A 13,586-nucleotide genomic window follows, 5' to 3' on the forward strand; every position below is an offset into this window, starting at 1 on the left:
AGAGGGGCTCGTGCGGCCGCGTCCATGCCGCCCTGCCGGCGCCGTCGTTACGGATCGCCGGCATGCCCTGCGCGGCCCTGTCGCGAACCGGACGAGGACTGCGTCCGAGTTCAGGCCGGAAAGGCCGCCAGTAGCCGTCGCGATGGTAGCAGCCGCCCACCCCGTCCCGGCCGGTGGCGTAAAATCCCATGGCTCATGAGCCTCTCCCCATCCGTTATTTCCCTGGAGCACGTATGAAGGTTCTCGTCATCGGGTCCGGCGGGCGCGAACACGCGCTGGCCTGGAAGCTGGCCCAGTCTTCCCGCATCGACGAAGTGCTGGTCGCCCCCGGCAATGCCGGTACCGCGACGGAGGAGCGCTGCCGCAACGTCGCGGTGTCCGCGACCGACATCGACGGCCTGCTGGCCCTGGTCGCGGCCGAGGGCGTGGCGGTCACCGTGGTCGGCCCCGAGGCGCCGCTGGTCGCGGGCGTGGTCGACCGCTTCCGCGCCGCCGGCCTGCGCATCTTCGGGCCGACCGCGGCGGCGGCCCAGCTCGAGGGCAGCAAGGCCTACGCCAAGGATTTCCTGGCCCGCCACCAGATCCCGACCGCGCACTACGCCGTGCACACTCATGTCGAGGAAGCGTTGGAGTACGTCCGCGAGAAGGGCGCGCCCATCGTCATCAAGGCCGACGGCCTGGCCGCCGGCAAGGGCGTGATCGTCGCCATGACCCTGGCCGAGGCGGAAGCCGCGATCACCGACATGCTCGCCGACTATGCCTTCGGCGCGGCCGGAGCGCGCGTGGTGATCGAGGAATTCCTCGACGGCGAGGAGGCCAGCTTCATCTCCATGGTCGACGGCCGCACCGCTCTGCCGATGGCGACCTCGCAGGACCACAAGCGCGTGCACGACGGCGACACCGGCCCCAACACCGGCGGCATGGGCGCCTACTCGCCGGCGCCGGTGGTCACCCCCGAAGTGCATGCGCGAGTGATGCGCGAAGTGGTCGAGCCGACCGTGCGCGGCATGATCGCCGACGGCATCCCCTTCACCGGCTTCCTCTACGCCGGCCTGATGATCGACAAGGCTGGCGCGCCCAAGGTGATCGAGTTCAACGTGCGCTTCGGCGACCCGGAAACCCAACCGGTGATGCTGCGCCTGCAGTCCGACCTGCTGGACCTGGTCGAGGCCGCGATCGACGGCCGCCTGCACGAGACGCAGGCCCAGTGGGACCCGCGCCCGTCCCTGGGCGTGGTGATGGCCGCCGAGCACTATCCGGAGACGCCGCGCACCGGCGATCCGATCAGCGCCTGGGACGTGCCCCTGCCCGAGGACAGCAAGGTCTTCCACGCCGGCACCCAACTGGTCGACGGCCAGGTCGTGACCGCGGGCGGCCGCGTGCTGTGCGTGTGCGCGCTGGGCGCCAGCGTGGCCGAAGCCCAGCACCGCGCCTACGAAGCGGTGGCCGGCATCTCCTGGCACGGCGAGTTCCACCGCCACGATATTGGCTGGCGCGCGATCGAGCGCGAGCGCGCCGCGCAGGTTTAAGCCCGACATCGCCGCACGCAAAAACAAACGGCCGGAAGCATCGCGCTCCCGGCCGTTTTCTTTAGCGCTCTCTGTGGGAGCGGCGTAAGCCGCGATCGCGCCAACACAAGCACCGGCGCGACCACCGCAACTAGTGCGCCGCCCCAGCCGCCTCCTCAGGCGCCGGCTGCAAGGACACCGCCACCTCCTCCAACTCCGCGATCTCCTTCTCCAAAGCCTCGTACAACTCGCCCTGACGCACCATCAGATCCTCGATGTGCGCGGCCAGCTTCAACTTCGACAGCTCGCCGTCGAACAGCAGCCATTGCGCGGTCAGCTGCTCGACATAGTTCTTGGAGTAGTGACGCATTTCCTTGAGCTGGTTCAAGGCCGAGTTCACGTGATCCAACGGCGTCTTGTTATCGGCGGACATGGCAACCTCCTCTGCACAAGCTGGGCCTCAGGGTAGCCAGGCCAAGCTGGCTGCCCGCGAAACGGATCGCGCCTTGCACACGCGGCCTTCACCGGTCACCCAGGACGAGCTCCGGGCAGCTCGCCGGCACCCCAGCGCCGTCTAGGCGACGATGCAGGGCGGCCAAGGCTAGGCCGATGGCATCGCGGGGCTAGTTTTCCGCTACCTCGCCGGTACCGCTACACCCCGTCAGGGGGGTTTGCTAGGCTCCACCGGCGAACCCTTCGCACGAGCCGCACATCGACGTGCGGACCTGACCGGACCCGCAGGCCGCATGGCGCACAACCAGTTCGAGCTGCTCAAGCAACGGCGGTTCCTGCCGTTCTTCCTGACCCAGGCATTCGGTGCGTTCAACGACAACGTCTATCGCCAGGCCATCATCGGCCTGCTGTTCTATCTGGGGGTTAGCGACGAGCAGCGCACCCTCTACACCAACCTGGCGCCGGCGCTGTTCATCCTGCCCTATTTCCTGTTCTCCGCCACCGCCGGCCAGATCGCCGAGAAGCTCGAGAAGCACAAGCTGATCCGGATCACGACCGCGATGGAAATCGCGATCATGTCCTTGGCCGCGGTCGGCTTCCTGACCCAGAGCCTGCCGGTGCTGCTGGTCGCGCTGTTCGGCACCGGCCTGCAGTCGACCCTGTTCGGGCCGGTCAAGTATTCGATCCTGCCCTCGGTGCTCAAGCCCGAGGAACTCACCGGCGGCAACGGCCTGGTCGAGATGGGCACCTCGATCTCGATCCTGGCCGGCATGATCTTCGGCGGCCTGATCTTCACCCTCGCCGGCACCCACGGCCCGGTGGTCGCGGCGACCGCGATCGTGCTGTTGGCGATCACCGGCAACATCGTCAGCCGCATGATTCCGCGCGCCGATGCCGGCGAGCCGGACCTGGCGATCAATTGGAACCCGCTCCCCGAGTCGGTGAAGATCATGCGCATGACCCGGCGCCAGCCGGCGGTGCGCAACGCCGTACTGGGCGTGTCGTGGTTCTGGTTCGTCGGCACGGTGCTGACCTCGCAGCTGCCGGGCTACGCGGAGGACAACCTCGGCGGCGGGCCGACCTTGTACATCTTCGCGCTCGCGCTGTTTTCGATCGGCACCGGCGTAGGCTCGATGCTGTGCGAACGGCTGTCGGCGCGCACGGTCGAGATCGGTCTGGTGCCGCTGGGCGCGTTCGGCATGACCGCCTTCATGGTCGACCTGTACTTCGCCCGCACCGGCGCGGCGACCGTCACGGGGCTGGATGTGGCCGGCTTCGTCGGCCAGCCCGGCGCCTGGCGGGTGATGGTCGATCTGGTCGGCATCGGCGTGTTCGCGGGCTTCTTCGTGGTGCCGCTGTTCGCGCTGATCCAGAGCCGTTCGCCCAAGAACGAGCTGTCGCGTGTGATCGCCGGCATGAACATCCAGAACGCCGGCTTCATCGTGTCGGCGGCCGTGCTGGGCGTGGTCGTGCAGCGCTACTTGCACTGGACCATTCCGCAGGTGTTCCTGGGCCTGGCGATCGCCAATGCCCTGGTCGCGATCTGGATCTTCACCCTGGTGCCCGAGTTCCTGATGCGCTTCATGAGCTGGGTGCTCGTGCGCGCGCTGTACCGGCTGCGCGTGAAGGGCGTCGAGCAGATCCCCGACGAGGGCGCGGCGCTGGTGGTGTGCAACCACGTCAGCTACATGGACGCCCTGATCCTGAGCGCGAGCATTCCGCGCCCGGTGCGTTTCGTCATGTACTACAAGATCTTCAACATCCCGGTGATGAGCTGGATCTTCCGCACCGCCAAGGCGATCCCGATCGCCGGCGCGCGCGAGAATCCGGAGATCATGCGACGCGCGTTCGAGGAGATCGAGGCCGCGCTCGCCGACGGCCAGATCGTCGGCATCTTCCCCGAGGGCGCGTTGACCAAGGACGGCGAGATCGCCAAGTTCAAGTCCGGCGTCGAGCACATCCTGGAAAAACAGCCGGTGCCGGTGATCCCGATGGCCTTGCGCGGGATGTGGACCAGCATGTGGAGCCATCGCGATTCGCGCATGTCGCGCATGCGCGTGCCGCGGCGTTTCCGCGCCCAGGTCGAGGTGGTCGCGGCCGCGCCGGTGGACGGCGCCGCCGCCAGCGCCGAGGGCCTGGAAGCGCAGGTGCGCGCGCTGCGCGGCGACGCCGCCTGAAGATGCCGGCCCGGCGCCGGCAAAACCCCGCTAAAGCCCATTCAGGACTGACAGCCGTCGCAAGCCGCTGCTAGGATGGGCAAGGGGGCGTCGGCGCGTGCCGGCGATCACAAACACAACAAGGATAGGGGACACCCATGTACGAGCCGCCTCAGGCCACGCCTGCGCAGCCGATTCAAAACTACCTGGCCTGGTCGATCAGCATGACCGTGCTCGGCTTCTGCCTGTGCTGCATCTTCGGCTGCGCGCCGGGCATCGTCGGCATCGTTTACGGCTCGCAGGTCAACAGCAAGTCCAATGCGGGCGATCTGGAAGGCGCGCGCAAGGCCTCCGAGAACGCCAAGATCTGGTGCTGGGTCGCGACCGCGCTGGTCGCCGTCGGCCTGTTGCTCAACATCGGCTACGTCATGATGGGCGGTACCGCTCAGTACATGGAAATGATGCAGCAGATGCAGAACGCGCGTTGATATGACCGCGTTGCGCCAGCCCCGACTGTGGCACGCGACGGCTGCGGCCGCCGCGCTCGCGGCGGCCGGGGCCGGCGTCTGGCTGTTGCGGCGCGTCGATCCGAACGCGCCCGACAGCCCGCTACCGGGCTGTTTGTTCTTCCACTTCACCGGGCTGTATTGCCCGGGCTGCGGCAGCACCCGCGCCATGCACGGCCTGGTCCACGGCGACCTCGGCCAGGCACTGGCGATGAACCCGCTGTTGTTCGTGGTGATCCCGGCCATGCCGCTGCTGATCGCGCACGGCATGGGCTATCGCCTGCCCCTGCCCAAACGCGCGATCGACCTGCTGCTCAGCGGCAAGTTCTGGCTCAGCCTGATCTTCGGCTACTGGATCGCGCGCAACCTGCCCTGGTGGCCTTTCAGCTGGCTCGCGCCGGGCTGAATCGCATCCTCCGTCTCGGCGCCGCGAACGCGGCGCACCGTCCCCTTTGCAGAAGAACCGCATGAACGCACCTCACGGCGAATACGTCCCCAATCACTTGGTCTGGGCGATCCTGTCCACCCTGTTCTGCTGCCTGCCGCTGGGCGTGGTCTCGATCGTGTATGCCGCGCAGGTAGACGGCAAACGCGCCGCGGGCGACATCGCCGGCGCGCGCGCGGCCTCGCGCAGCGCGATCAACTGGGCGATCGCATCCGTGGTCGCGCTGCCGGTCGCGATCGTGTTGTGGTTCGTGTTCTTCGGCGGACTCGCCGTGCTCGGCGCCGCGCTCGGGCAATGAGCCCGCGGTCGGTCAGGGGTCGCCGTCAGGCGATCAGCTGACGAAGCCGGCGATCACGAACAGCGCCAGCACCGCCAGCCACACCAGCAGGCTGCGCCAGACTAGGCTCATGGCGTCGCGCAATTCGGGCAGCTCCGCGCTGGCCAGGGTCGCGTTGCCGTTGTCCTCGGCGTAGTCGGCGGCCTCTTCGGCCAGCTCGATCTTCACGCTCGCGCGCGCGATCGCACCCAGGAAACGGTTGTCCAGACTCAGCGCGGCGCCGCCGGATTCGCGCCAGGCGCCCAGCACGGTGTCGAAATTGCCGACCAGGGCCATCGCCAGGGTCAGCAGCTGCGCCACCGGCCATTCCAGGATCGCCAACAGCGTGCGCGCGCCCACGGCGGTTTCGCCGGGCAATTCCTGCGCGCCCTCGCCTTCGGCCGCCAATTCGGTCAGGCGGTACAACACCGCGCCGAACGGGCCCAGCACCAGGAACCAGAACAGCACGCCGAACCAGCGCCGCAACGCGTTGCGGAACACCGCCTCGACCAGCGAACCGCCGTCCAACGAAGGCGTCGCGCCCTGCGGCCACAGCCGCGAGGCGGCTTCGCGGCGCGAGGCCGCATCCGGCGCGGCGACGATCGCGTCCACGTCCAGATCTAGATCGCGCGGGCCCCAGACGTAGAACAGCACCGCGATCCCGAACACCAGGCCGGCCAGCCCGTACAGCGGCTCGTCCAGGGCCAGTTGGAACAAGCCCACCGCCAGCAGCGGCGGCACCAGCGCCAGCGCGATGCCCCAGCGGCCGCGCCAGATGCTGTCCTCGGGAAAACGCGTGCCCAGCCAGCGCAGCCAATCGGCGTACCAGCCGTAGTGCCGCACCGAGGCCGCCAGCGACTGCGCGAGGTGGCCGAGCACGAGCGCGACGACGGCGGCGATCAGCGTTTCTGACATTGCGTCCCGGCTCCCGGCGTGGCCAATCCGATGAAGGTGTCCGTTGTATGCGTGGGCGGCGCGCGCCTGGCGCGTACCGCCGTCATGGCCGAACCGGCCATCCGGCGGAACGCTCTGCAACGTCCGCCAGCGCCGATTCTACCGTGGCTCAACGCGTAGCACGTGCCTCGGCGGCCGCCAGCCACTGATCGATCAGCCAGCGCGAGATCGAAATGCTGGGCGAGAGCAGGGGCCCCTGGTCGTCCTCGCGCGGCGGACGCTCGCCGCGGGCCTGGGCCTCGCGGACTTCCTGCGCGGTGAACCAGCGCGCTTCTTCCAGCTCGTCGCCGACCTGCGGCTCGTCCGGGCCGGCCTCGGCGAAGAAGCCCAGCATCAGCGCGCCCGGGAACGGCCACGGCTGCGAGCCCAGGTAACGGCAGCGCTGCACGCGCACGCCGGCCTCCTCGAACACTTCGCGCGCGACCGTCTGCTCCAGCGATTCGCCGGGCTCGACGAAGCCGGCCAGCACCGAATAGCGACGCGCCGGCCAGCCGGTCTGGCGGCCCAACAGCAGGCGCTCGCCGTCGCTGACGGCGACGATCACGGCCGGATCGGTGCGCGGATAGTGCTCGGCGCCGCATTGCGCGCAGCGGCCTTGCCAGCCGCCGCGCGAAAACCCGACTTCGCCGCCGCAGACGCCGCAGTGGCGGTTGCGCGTGCGCCAATGCTGCAGCGCGCGCGCCTGCGCGAACACGCTGGCGTGCAGCGCCGGCCAATGCGCGGCGGCGTTGCGCAGATCGACCCGGCGCGGCGCTTCGAACGCGGCCAGCGCCGACTCCAGCGCGAACCAGCCGCCGCCGTCGGGCGCCAGGCCCAGGAACACGGCCGCCCCGATTCCGCCGGGACCGGCGCTGAGTTCGGCGCCGCTGGGCGCGAGCAATTGGCCATCGTCGTCGGCCAGGGCCTGACCGGACTCGTCCAGCAGGATCACCCGCGCCTGCGGCCACAGCGCGGTCAGCGCTTCGGGCTGGTCGCGCAGATGGTCGGCACGGTCCAAGGCTGCGCGCACGGCGGCATCGCTGCCGGCTTCGACGAAGGCGTAAGGCGCGCGCTCGGGTTGGTCGGCGGCGTCGCTCACACCGCGAACGAGGAGCCGCAACCGCAGGTGGTCTTAGCGTTCGGATTGCGGATCACGAACTGCGCACCGTGCAGGCTTTCGGTGTAATCGACCACCGCGCCCATCAGGTACTGCAGGCTCAGCGGATCCACCAGCAGGGTGACGCCGTCGGTCTGCACGGCGAGGTCGTCCTCGCCCTGCTGCTCGTCGAATTCGAAGCCGTACTGGAAGCCCGAACAGCCGCCGCCCTGGATGTAGACGCGCAGCTTGAGCGCGGCATTGCCTTCTTCCGCGATCAGCTCGCGGACCTTGGTCGCCGCCGAGGCGGTGAAATCCAACGGGCGCTCCAGCGACTGGTAGTCCGGCGCCGTGGGCAGGGCAGTGATCGTTTCCATCCCTCCAGGATGGGGGGCGAAGGCCCCGCATTCAAGCTCGCGGATCGAACGCTGCGGTTGATCGTTGCTGCTATCGCGGCGCGGCGGACCTCGACGTGAGGGGCTTGCGCGGTCTGGCGCGGTCGCAATTCGGTCGAAACTCTCCAGTCGCCACTCCCGCATAGGCGGGCTGCGCTTCCGCGGGAATCACGGGCAAAAGCGATCGCGCATCGGGGTTTCCGCAGAGCCGACTAGCCCACCCCTACTCCGCCGCCGTCGCCCCGCTGCCCTCGCGCGTAGCCTCGGCCCAGGTGAACGACTGCTCCACCGCCGAGCCGCTTTGCGGGGTCAGGCGCACGACCACCCGCACCGGGGTCACGCCCGCGGGCAGGAACAGGTCGCCTTCGATCTGCTGGAAGTACTTGAACGAATAGGCCAGGCCCGGCGCATTGGGCTGCTGGCGCAGGTCGTCCCAGGCCAGCTTCTGCAGCTTGCCGCCGCGGCTGCCTTCCAGGGCCACGGTCAGGCGGCCGGCGCTGACCGCGCCGCGGTTGAGGTTCTGGGTCAGGGTGCTGGTGAAATGCCAGGCCCCGCCGTTCTGGGGCTGCACCCGCAGCGCGTGCACGGCCAGGCCGCGGCGTTGCGCGGTGGAGCCGACCAGGCGTTCGTAGAAGGCGACGTCGGCGCGCAGGCCGGCGATTTCCTCGTCGCGCTCGGACAGGGTGCCCTGCAGGTCGCGGTTGGCCTCGCGGCTGATCTGATCCGATCGGCTCAGCGTGGTCACGCGCTGGCGCAGCTGCTCGAGTTCGGCGTGTTCGGCGCGCGCGTCCCGCGCCGCGTCGGAGCCGGCCGGCGCCGCGGGCGGCGGCGGCGACCAGGCGCGCCACAGGCCCCAGGCGCCGAACGCGAGCACGCCGGCCATCGCCACGCCGGCGGCGTAGCGCCAGTGGCGGGGCGCGTTCTGGGGACTGCGCGGTTCGGATTCGGCCATGCCCCATTAATAGGGCGCGGCGCGGGCCGGCGCAATCTCCCCTCAGTCGGCCAGGGCGTGCGCGGTCACCGGAGCTTCAGCGCCCGCGCGCGGCGCGCCGGCGGTGTCGGAATGGATCAGGCGGCCGGTCAGCATCGAGCCGGCGATCATCTCGACCACCTTGTAGTGGACGTTGCCCAGCACGCGCGCCTTGGCCGCCAGCTCGACGCGCTCGGCGGCGTAGACGTCGCCGGTGAGCTCGCCGTTGATGATCACCACCGGCGCATGCACCTCGCCCTCGATGCTGCCGTTCTCGGCCAGGGTCAGCACCGCCGGCTGGCCCGGCTCGGCCACGATCTTGCCGACGATGCGGCCCTCGATGTACAGGCCGCCGCTGAACTGTAGGTCCCCGCGCATCACTACCTGCGGGCCGATCATGGTGTCGACCTGACCGGCCGCGAGCTGGGTGGGTTTGTTCTTGAACATGCTTAGGTTTCCCCGGTGACGGTAGCGCCGCTGCGCCAGTCGAACGCCTGCTCCACCGAGGCGTCCCCGCCTCGCAGCGACACGCGTACGCGCTGCGGAGTGAAGCCGGCCGGTAGCATCACGCTGCCGTCGAGCTGCTGGAAGTAGCGGAAAGAATAGTCCTGCGCCGGCGCCGCCGGGCGTTGATGCAGCTCGGCCCAGCCGACCGTGGTCAGTTTGCCGTTGCGCACGCCCTCGACCGCGAACTCCAGCCGGCCGGCGCTGACCGCGCCGCGGTTGAGGTTCTGGGTCAGGACGATCATGTAGCGCCAGGTGCCGCCCGCCTCGGGCGAGAACTGGGTCGAGTGCACGTTCAGGCCCTGCGGCTTGCCGGTCGAACCGACCAGACGCTCGTAGAAGGCGACGTCGGCGCGCAAGTCGGCGATCTCTTCCTCGCGATCGGCCAGCGCGCCCTGGATCTGCTTGTTGGCGACCCGGCTGATCTGGTCGGAACGCTGCAAGGTGGCCTCGCGCTGTTCCAGCTGGTCCAGACGGGCCTGGCGCTCGCGCAGGGTCGCGCGCACGGCGTCGAGCTCGGCGCTGACCTTGGGCAGTTGCGGCGCCGCGCGCCAGGTCGCCCAGGCCCAGGCGCCAGCCAGCGACGCCAGCCAAATCGCCGCCACCACGGCCGCGATCAACGGCCGTCGGTCGGGCTGCTGCTGGACGATGACGAAACGGGGCGGTGGTGGCTTGGCCATGCGACGGAGCGGCGGGGGCCGCCGGTGGTTCTATACTTGGCCGACAAGTCTAGCGGGGTTGCCACCGTGTCCGATGCGCACCTGTTCGCAGTTGGGGTAGTTCTCGCCTGGTTGGCCGGGGTCCGGGTCTACATGACCGTGTTCGGGGTCGGCATCGCCGGCGCCCTGGGCTGGCTGGACCTGCCCCAGGCCCTGCAGGCGACCGAGTCGCCGTGGGTGATCGGCGTCTCCGGCGTGCTCGCCGCCACCGAATTCTTCGCCGACAAGATCCCCGGCGTGGACTCGGGCTGGGACCTGCTGCACACCCTGCTGCGGGTGCCGGTCGGCGCTTTCCTGGCCGCCGCCACCCTGTCCCCGGACGGCCAGCTCGGCGCGGGCGCCCTGGCCACCGGCGCCGGCGTGGCCCTGGGCAGCCACCTGCTCAAGGCTGGCTCGCGCGTGCTGCTCAACACCTCGCCCGAACCGGTGACCAACTGGACCGCCTCGGTCGGCGAAGACCTGGCCGTGGTCGGCACCCTGGCCCTGGTGTTCGCCCACCCCTGGATCGCGCTGTCGCTGGTCGCTTTGATCAGCCTGGTCGTCGCCCTGCTGCTGTGGTGGGTCTGGCGCCTGATTTTCCGGCGCGCGCCCAAGGTCAGCGCCGCATAGGGCCGGCTCTAGCCCACCCCGAATCTTCGACCCGTCGCGACAGCTCGGCCTCGCGCATCGAGCTGGATCGGCGCAACGAACTCAGGGCTCACACTTGATCGCGAGGCTCGCGAGCGTCTTGCCCTTCGGCGTCAATTCGACCCAACAGCCGCTGCCTCCGGGATCGACGAACGCCAGGCCTTTCGGATCGTGAGTTGGCACGGGCAGCATCCGCGATAGATATTTTCTCGCCTCGGACAGCGGCATGCCGGGACAGACGACGCGCTCGAAACAACTACGCGGATTCGACGAGCGCATGCCTACCACACGGTCATCCTCATCGAGGAAGTACGCCGAACGGTCGTAGTGCAACGTGGCCATGATGTAGCCCTCTTCCGTGGTTCGGCTACGAGGCTTGCCAAGTTTTCGCACGACGTCCTTCTCGAAGCTCCCTACCCCGATCCCCGCGATAGCCAGCCTCGCAGGATCCGCCGCCGTGGCGGCCATGGTGACCGCAGCGCCTATGCCGACGAGCATCAGCCAACGTTTGCCGCGCACTCCCATCGCACCCGTCTCCTTGAGCGGTTGCGGTATTTGACACCAAATAAGACTGTGCCGGGAAACGCCCGGGCTAACACTCCCCGAACACAAAAAAGCCACCGGCGTACCGGTGGCTCGGATGTCTGGCTGGCGACGGTGCGCGCCTGGCGCGCCCGATGGCTGGCTGGATGCGACGGCCGCGCGCGAGGCGCGCCGGCTTACTCTTCGATCTTGGTCAGCAAGTAGTTCTGCTCGCCCAGGCGATCGATCAGCGCCAGCTGGGTTTCGATCCAGTCGATGTGCTCTTCCTCGGAGTCGAGGATGTCGGCGAACAACTGACGGCTGACGTAGTCGCCGACCGCTTCGGCGTGCTTGATGCCGTCGCGCAGCACCGGTAGCGCTTCCAGCTCCAGCGCCAGATCGCAGTTGAGCAGCTCGCGCGGGTTCTCGCCGATGCGCAGCTTGCCCAGGGCCTGGAAATTCGGCAGGCCGTCGAGGAACAGGATGCGCTCCGACAACTTGTCGGCGTGCTTCATCTCGTCGATCGACTCGTGGTACTCGTGATCGGCCAGTTCCTTCAGACCCCAGTTCTTCAGCATCTTGGCGTGCAAGAAGTACTGATTGATCGCGGTCAGCTCGTTATAGAGCGCCTTGTTGAGGAACTCGATGACCTTGGCGTCGCCCTTCATGGCCGTGCTCCGGCAGTTGCAATGGCGGGCACTCTAGCCCTTTCGCGCAGGCCGTGACGGAACGCGAATCGAGTGCATTTCGCGTACGCGCCGGCGCGGAAAACTTAAGGAGTTCGCGAACGCGCGGCGCTCGCGGGAGACGATCAGGCGGCTTGCTGCAATACCGGCAGCGGCAGATCGCGCAGCGCGCGGGCGCGCTCGAGCAATTCGGAGGCCATGTCCAGGCAGCTGCCGCAGTTGGCGCCGGCGCCGGTACGCATGGTCAGTTCGGGCACGCTGCGGCAACCGGCCTCGGCGGCCTGGAGGATGTCGCGTTCGGTGACTCCGTTGCAGATGCAGACGTACACGGTGGCGTTGGGCGGGCAGGCAGCCGGATCGGCTGCAGGTCCATTTCGCCAGGAATGCGAATGATTGTCAATTCGACGACGGGTCCTGGCCGCCGCGGACGTTCATCCCCGGTTGCCGGGCGCGCGGGCGCTGGCGATTGCGCCCGGGGCCGCCCGCACGCGGGTCCAGCTGAGCGCGCGGGTCCGGACCCGGCGCCGGCACCGCCTGGGCGCCGGCGATGCTGCGCGCGAACGGGGCCAGATGGCGCAGGGCGCTGGAATAGACCCCGCGCTTGAACACCACCACGTGTTCGACCGGGTACCAGAAGTCCACCCAGCGCCAGTGGTCGAACTCGGGCTTGTCGGTCAGGTCCAGGCGCAGGTCGGACTCCTGGCCGGTCAGGCGCAGCAGGAACCAGACCTGTTTCTGGCCGATGCAGACCAGCCGGTCGTTGCGCCGGATCGCCCGCTGCGGCAAGCGATAGCGCAGCCAGCCCGGGGTCGCGCCCAGCACTTCGACATGCTGCGGCAGCAGGCCGGTCTCTTCGCGCAGCTCGCGGTACATCGCCTCGAGCGGCGTCTCGTCGGTGTTCATCCCGCCTTGCGGGAACTGCCAGCCGTCGCGATGCACGCGTCGGGCCCAGAACAGGCGGCCGTCCGGGTGCATCAGCACGATGCCGACATTAGGCCTGTAGCCGTCCGGATCGATCACGATGCGGACTCCAAATTCACTGCGACCGACTCTGCCACGGCCCCCGCCCGACGACAAGCCGGCCCGGGACGATTGACGGCACCCGCCCCGGCATGAATAATTCGCGGTTCCCCGTGGCTATGTAGCTCAGCCGGTTAGAGCACAGCACTCATAATGCTGGGGTCGGTGGTTCGAGTCCACCCATAGCCACCATCGTTTCAGGCGCCTGGCGCCGCAGTTCAAGCCCGCCGCCAGCGGGCTTTTTCGTATCCGCCGCCCTCTCACGCCCTCGCCAATGGCCGGATCGCCGACCGCAGCGGCTTGCCGCACAATGACGCCATGAACATCTTCAAGGTCTTTACCCTGGAAGCCGCCCACCGGCTGCCGAACGTGCCGGAAGGCCATAAATGCGCGCGCCTGCACGGCCATTCGTTCCGGGTCGAGGTCCATCTGGACGGCGAACTTGGCGAGCACAGCGGCTGGGTGATGGACTTCAGCGACGTCAAAAAGGCGTTCCAGCCGCTGTACGACCAGCTCGACCACCACTACCTCAACGACATCCCCGGCCTGGACAACCCGACCAGCGAGCGGCTGGCGATCTGGATCTGGGAACGCCTGAAGCCGGCGCTGCCGCTGCTGAGCGAGATCGTGGTCCACGAGACCTGCACCTCCGGCTGCCGCTACCGCGGCTGAGCCCCGCCCGAGCGGCCGAGCCTGCCGCCTTTTCGTCATCGCGCGGTCATCGCCGCGG

16 protein-coding genes, 1 tRNA gene and 2 pseudogenes are annotated in these 13,586 nt (G+C 68.8%); 8 read left to right on the plus strand and 11 right to left on the minus strand.

Annotated elements, in window-relative coordinates; genetic code table 11:
- Window positions 1-233: 233 nt before the first annotated feature.
- Complete coding sequence (gene purD / locus ASD69_RS15820; RefSeq protein ID WP_056180382.1) at window positions 234-1,529, plus strand: phosphoribosylamine--glycine ligase; 1,296 nt, start codon at window positions 234-236, stop codon at window positions 1,527-1,529.
- 130 nt (window positions 1,530-1,659) lie between these two features.
- Here purD and ASD69_RS15825 read toward each other — a convergent pair whose 3' ends face one another.
- Window positions 1,660-1,941, minus strand: coding sequence for a hypothetical protein (locus ASD69_RS15825; RefSeq protein WP_056180385.1), 282 nt, complete (start codon window positions 1,939-1,941; stop codon window positions 1,660-1,662).
- 313 nt (window positions 1,942-2,254) lie between these two features.
- Here ASD69_RS15825 and ASD69_RS15830 point away from each other — a divergent pair, with 313 nt between their 5' ends.
- From ASD69_RS15830 to ASD69_RS15845, 4 genes are all read left to right on the plus strand, one after another.
- A complete protein-coding gene (locus ASD69_RS15830; protein ID WP_056180387.1) occupies window positions 2,255-4,138 on the plus strand; it encodes an MFS transporter in 1,884 nt (627 codons plus the stop codon).
- Between the two features lie 137 nt (window positions 4,139-4,275).
- The gene (locus ASD69_RS15835) at window positions 4,276-4,605 is read left to right on the plus strand and encodes a CD225/dispanin family protein (RefSeq protein ID WP_056180390.1); all 330 of its coding nucleotides are present in this window, start codon (window positions 4,276-4,278) and stop codon (window positions 4,603-4,605) included.
- Window position 4,606: 1 nt separating this feature from the next.
- On the plus strand, window positions 4,607-5,029 hold the full coding sequence (locus ASD69_RS15840; protein WP_056180393.1) for a DUF2752 domain-containing protein: 423 nt from the start codon (window positions 4,607-4,609) through the stop codon (window positions 5,027-5,029).
- A gap of 61 nt (window positions 5,030-5,090) precedes the next feature.
- A complete protein-coding gene (locus ASD69_RS15845) occupies window positions 5,091-5,366 on the plus strand; it encodes a CD225/dispanin family protein (protein WP_056180396.1) in 276 nt (91 codons plus the stop codon).
- A gap of 33 nt (window positions 5,367-5,399) precedes the next feature.
- Here the strand turns inward: ASD69_RS15845 and ASD69_RS15850 are convergent, their stop codons facing one another.
- The 6 genes and pseudogenes from ASD69_RS15850 to ASD69_RS15875 all read right to left on the minus strand — a co-directional run bounded on the left by ASD69_RS15850 (window position 5,400) and on the right by ASD69_RS15875 (window position 9,962).
- Entirely contained in the window at window positions 5,400-6,299 is a 900-nt protein-coding gene (locus ASD69_RS15850) for a hypothetical protein (protein WP_056180401.1), read from the minus strand.
- Between the two features lie 148 nt (window positions 6,300-6,447).
- Window positions 6,448-7,347, minus strand: coding sequence for an NAD(+) diphosphatase (nudC, locus tag ASD69_RS15855; protein WP_056181247.1), 900 nt, complete (start codon window positions 7,345-7,347; stop codon window positions 6,448-6,450).
- Between the two features lie 65 nt (window positions 7,348-7,412).
- Window positions 7,413-7,790, minus strand: a complete 378-nt coding sequence (gene erpA, locus ASD69_RS15860; RefSeq protein WP_056180404.1) for an iron-sulfur cluster insertion protein ErpA — start codon at window positions 7,788-7,790, stop codon at window positions 7,413-7,415.
- 241 nt (window positions 7,791-8,031) lie between these two features.
- On the minus strand, window positions 8,032-8,760 hold the full coding sequence (locus tag ASD69_RS15865; RefSeq protein WP_056180406.1) for a DUF6776 family protein: 729 nt from the start codon (window positions 8,758-8,760) through the stop codon (window positions 8,032-8,034).
- Window positions 8,761-8,853: 93 nt separating this feature from the next.
- Window positions 8,854-9,225: pseudogene (locus ASD69_RS15870) on the minus strand (polymer-forming cytoskeletal protein); the annotation flags it as partial.
- A gap of 2 nt (window positions 9,226-9,227) precedes the next feature.
- Entirely contained in the window at window positions 9,228-9,962 is a 735-nt protein-coding gene (locus ASD69_RS15875) for a DUF6776 family protein (RefSeq protein ID WP_056180412.1), read from the minus strand.
- A gap of 66 nt (window positions 9,963-10,028) precedes the next feature.
- Between ASD69_RS15875 and ASD69_RS15880 the strand changes: the two genes are divergently transcribed.
- Entirely contained in the window at window positions 10,029-10,610 is a 582-nt protein-coding gene (locus tag ASD69_RS15880; RefSeq protein ID WP_056180415.1) for a DUF4126 domain-containing protein, read from the plus strand.
- Between the two features lie 81 nt (window positions 10,611-10,691).
- Here the strand turns inward: ASD69_RS15880 and ASD69_RS15885 are convergent, their stop codons facing one another.
- The 4 genes and pseudogenes from ASD69_RS15885 to ASD69_RS15900 all read right to left on the minus strand — a co-directional run.
- Window positions 10,692-11,153 (minus strand): hypothetical protein, encoded by a 462-nt coding sequence (locus tag ASD69_RS15885; RefSeq protein ID WP_157489461.1) that lies wholly within the window; start codon window positions 11,151-11,153, stop codon window positions 10,692-10,694.
- Between the two features lie 194 nt (window positions 11,154-11,347).
- Entirely contained in the window at window positions 11,348-11,818 is a 471-nt protein-coding gene (bfr, locus tag ASD69_RS15890) for a bacterioferritin (protein ID WP_056180419.1), read from the minus strand.
- 143 nt (window positions 11,819-11,961) lie between these two features.
- A complete protein-coding gene (locus ASD69_RS15895; RefSeq protein WP_056180423.1) occupies window positions 11,962-12,165 on the minus strand; it encodes a (2Fe-2S)-binding protein in 204 nt (67 codons plus the stop codon).
- Window positions 12,166-12,376: 211 nt separating this feature from the next.
- Window positions 12,377-12,856 (minus strand): annotated as a pseudogene (locus ASD69_RS15900) (RNA pyrophosphohydrolase); the annotation flags it as partial.
- 115 nt (window positions 12,857-12,971) lie between these two features.
- Between ASD69_RS15900 and ASD69_RS15905 the strand changes: the two are divergent.
- Both ASD69_RS15905 and queD read left to right on the plus strand, forming a co-directional pair.
- Window positions 12,972-13,048 (plus strand) — tRNA-Met (locus ASD69_RS15905).
- A gap of 126 nt (window positions 13,049-13,174) precedes the next feature.
- On the plus strand, window positions 13,175-13,528 hold the full coding sequence (queD, locus tag ASD69_RS15910) for a 6-carboxytetrahydropterin synthase QueD (protein ID WP_056180428.1): 354 nt from the start codon (window positions 13,175-13,177) through the stop codon (window positions 13,526-13,528).
- Window positions 13,529-13,586 lie beyond the last annotated feature (58 nt).

The sequence above is a fragment of the Lysobacter sp. Root604 genome (genome assembly GCF_001427505.1).
Lineage (GTDB): Bacteria > Pseudomonadota > Gammaproteobacteria > Xanthomonadales > Xanthomonadaceae > Lysobacter.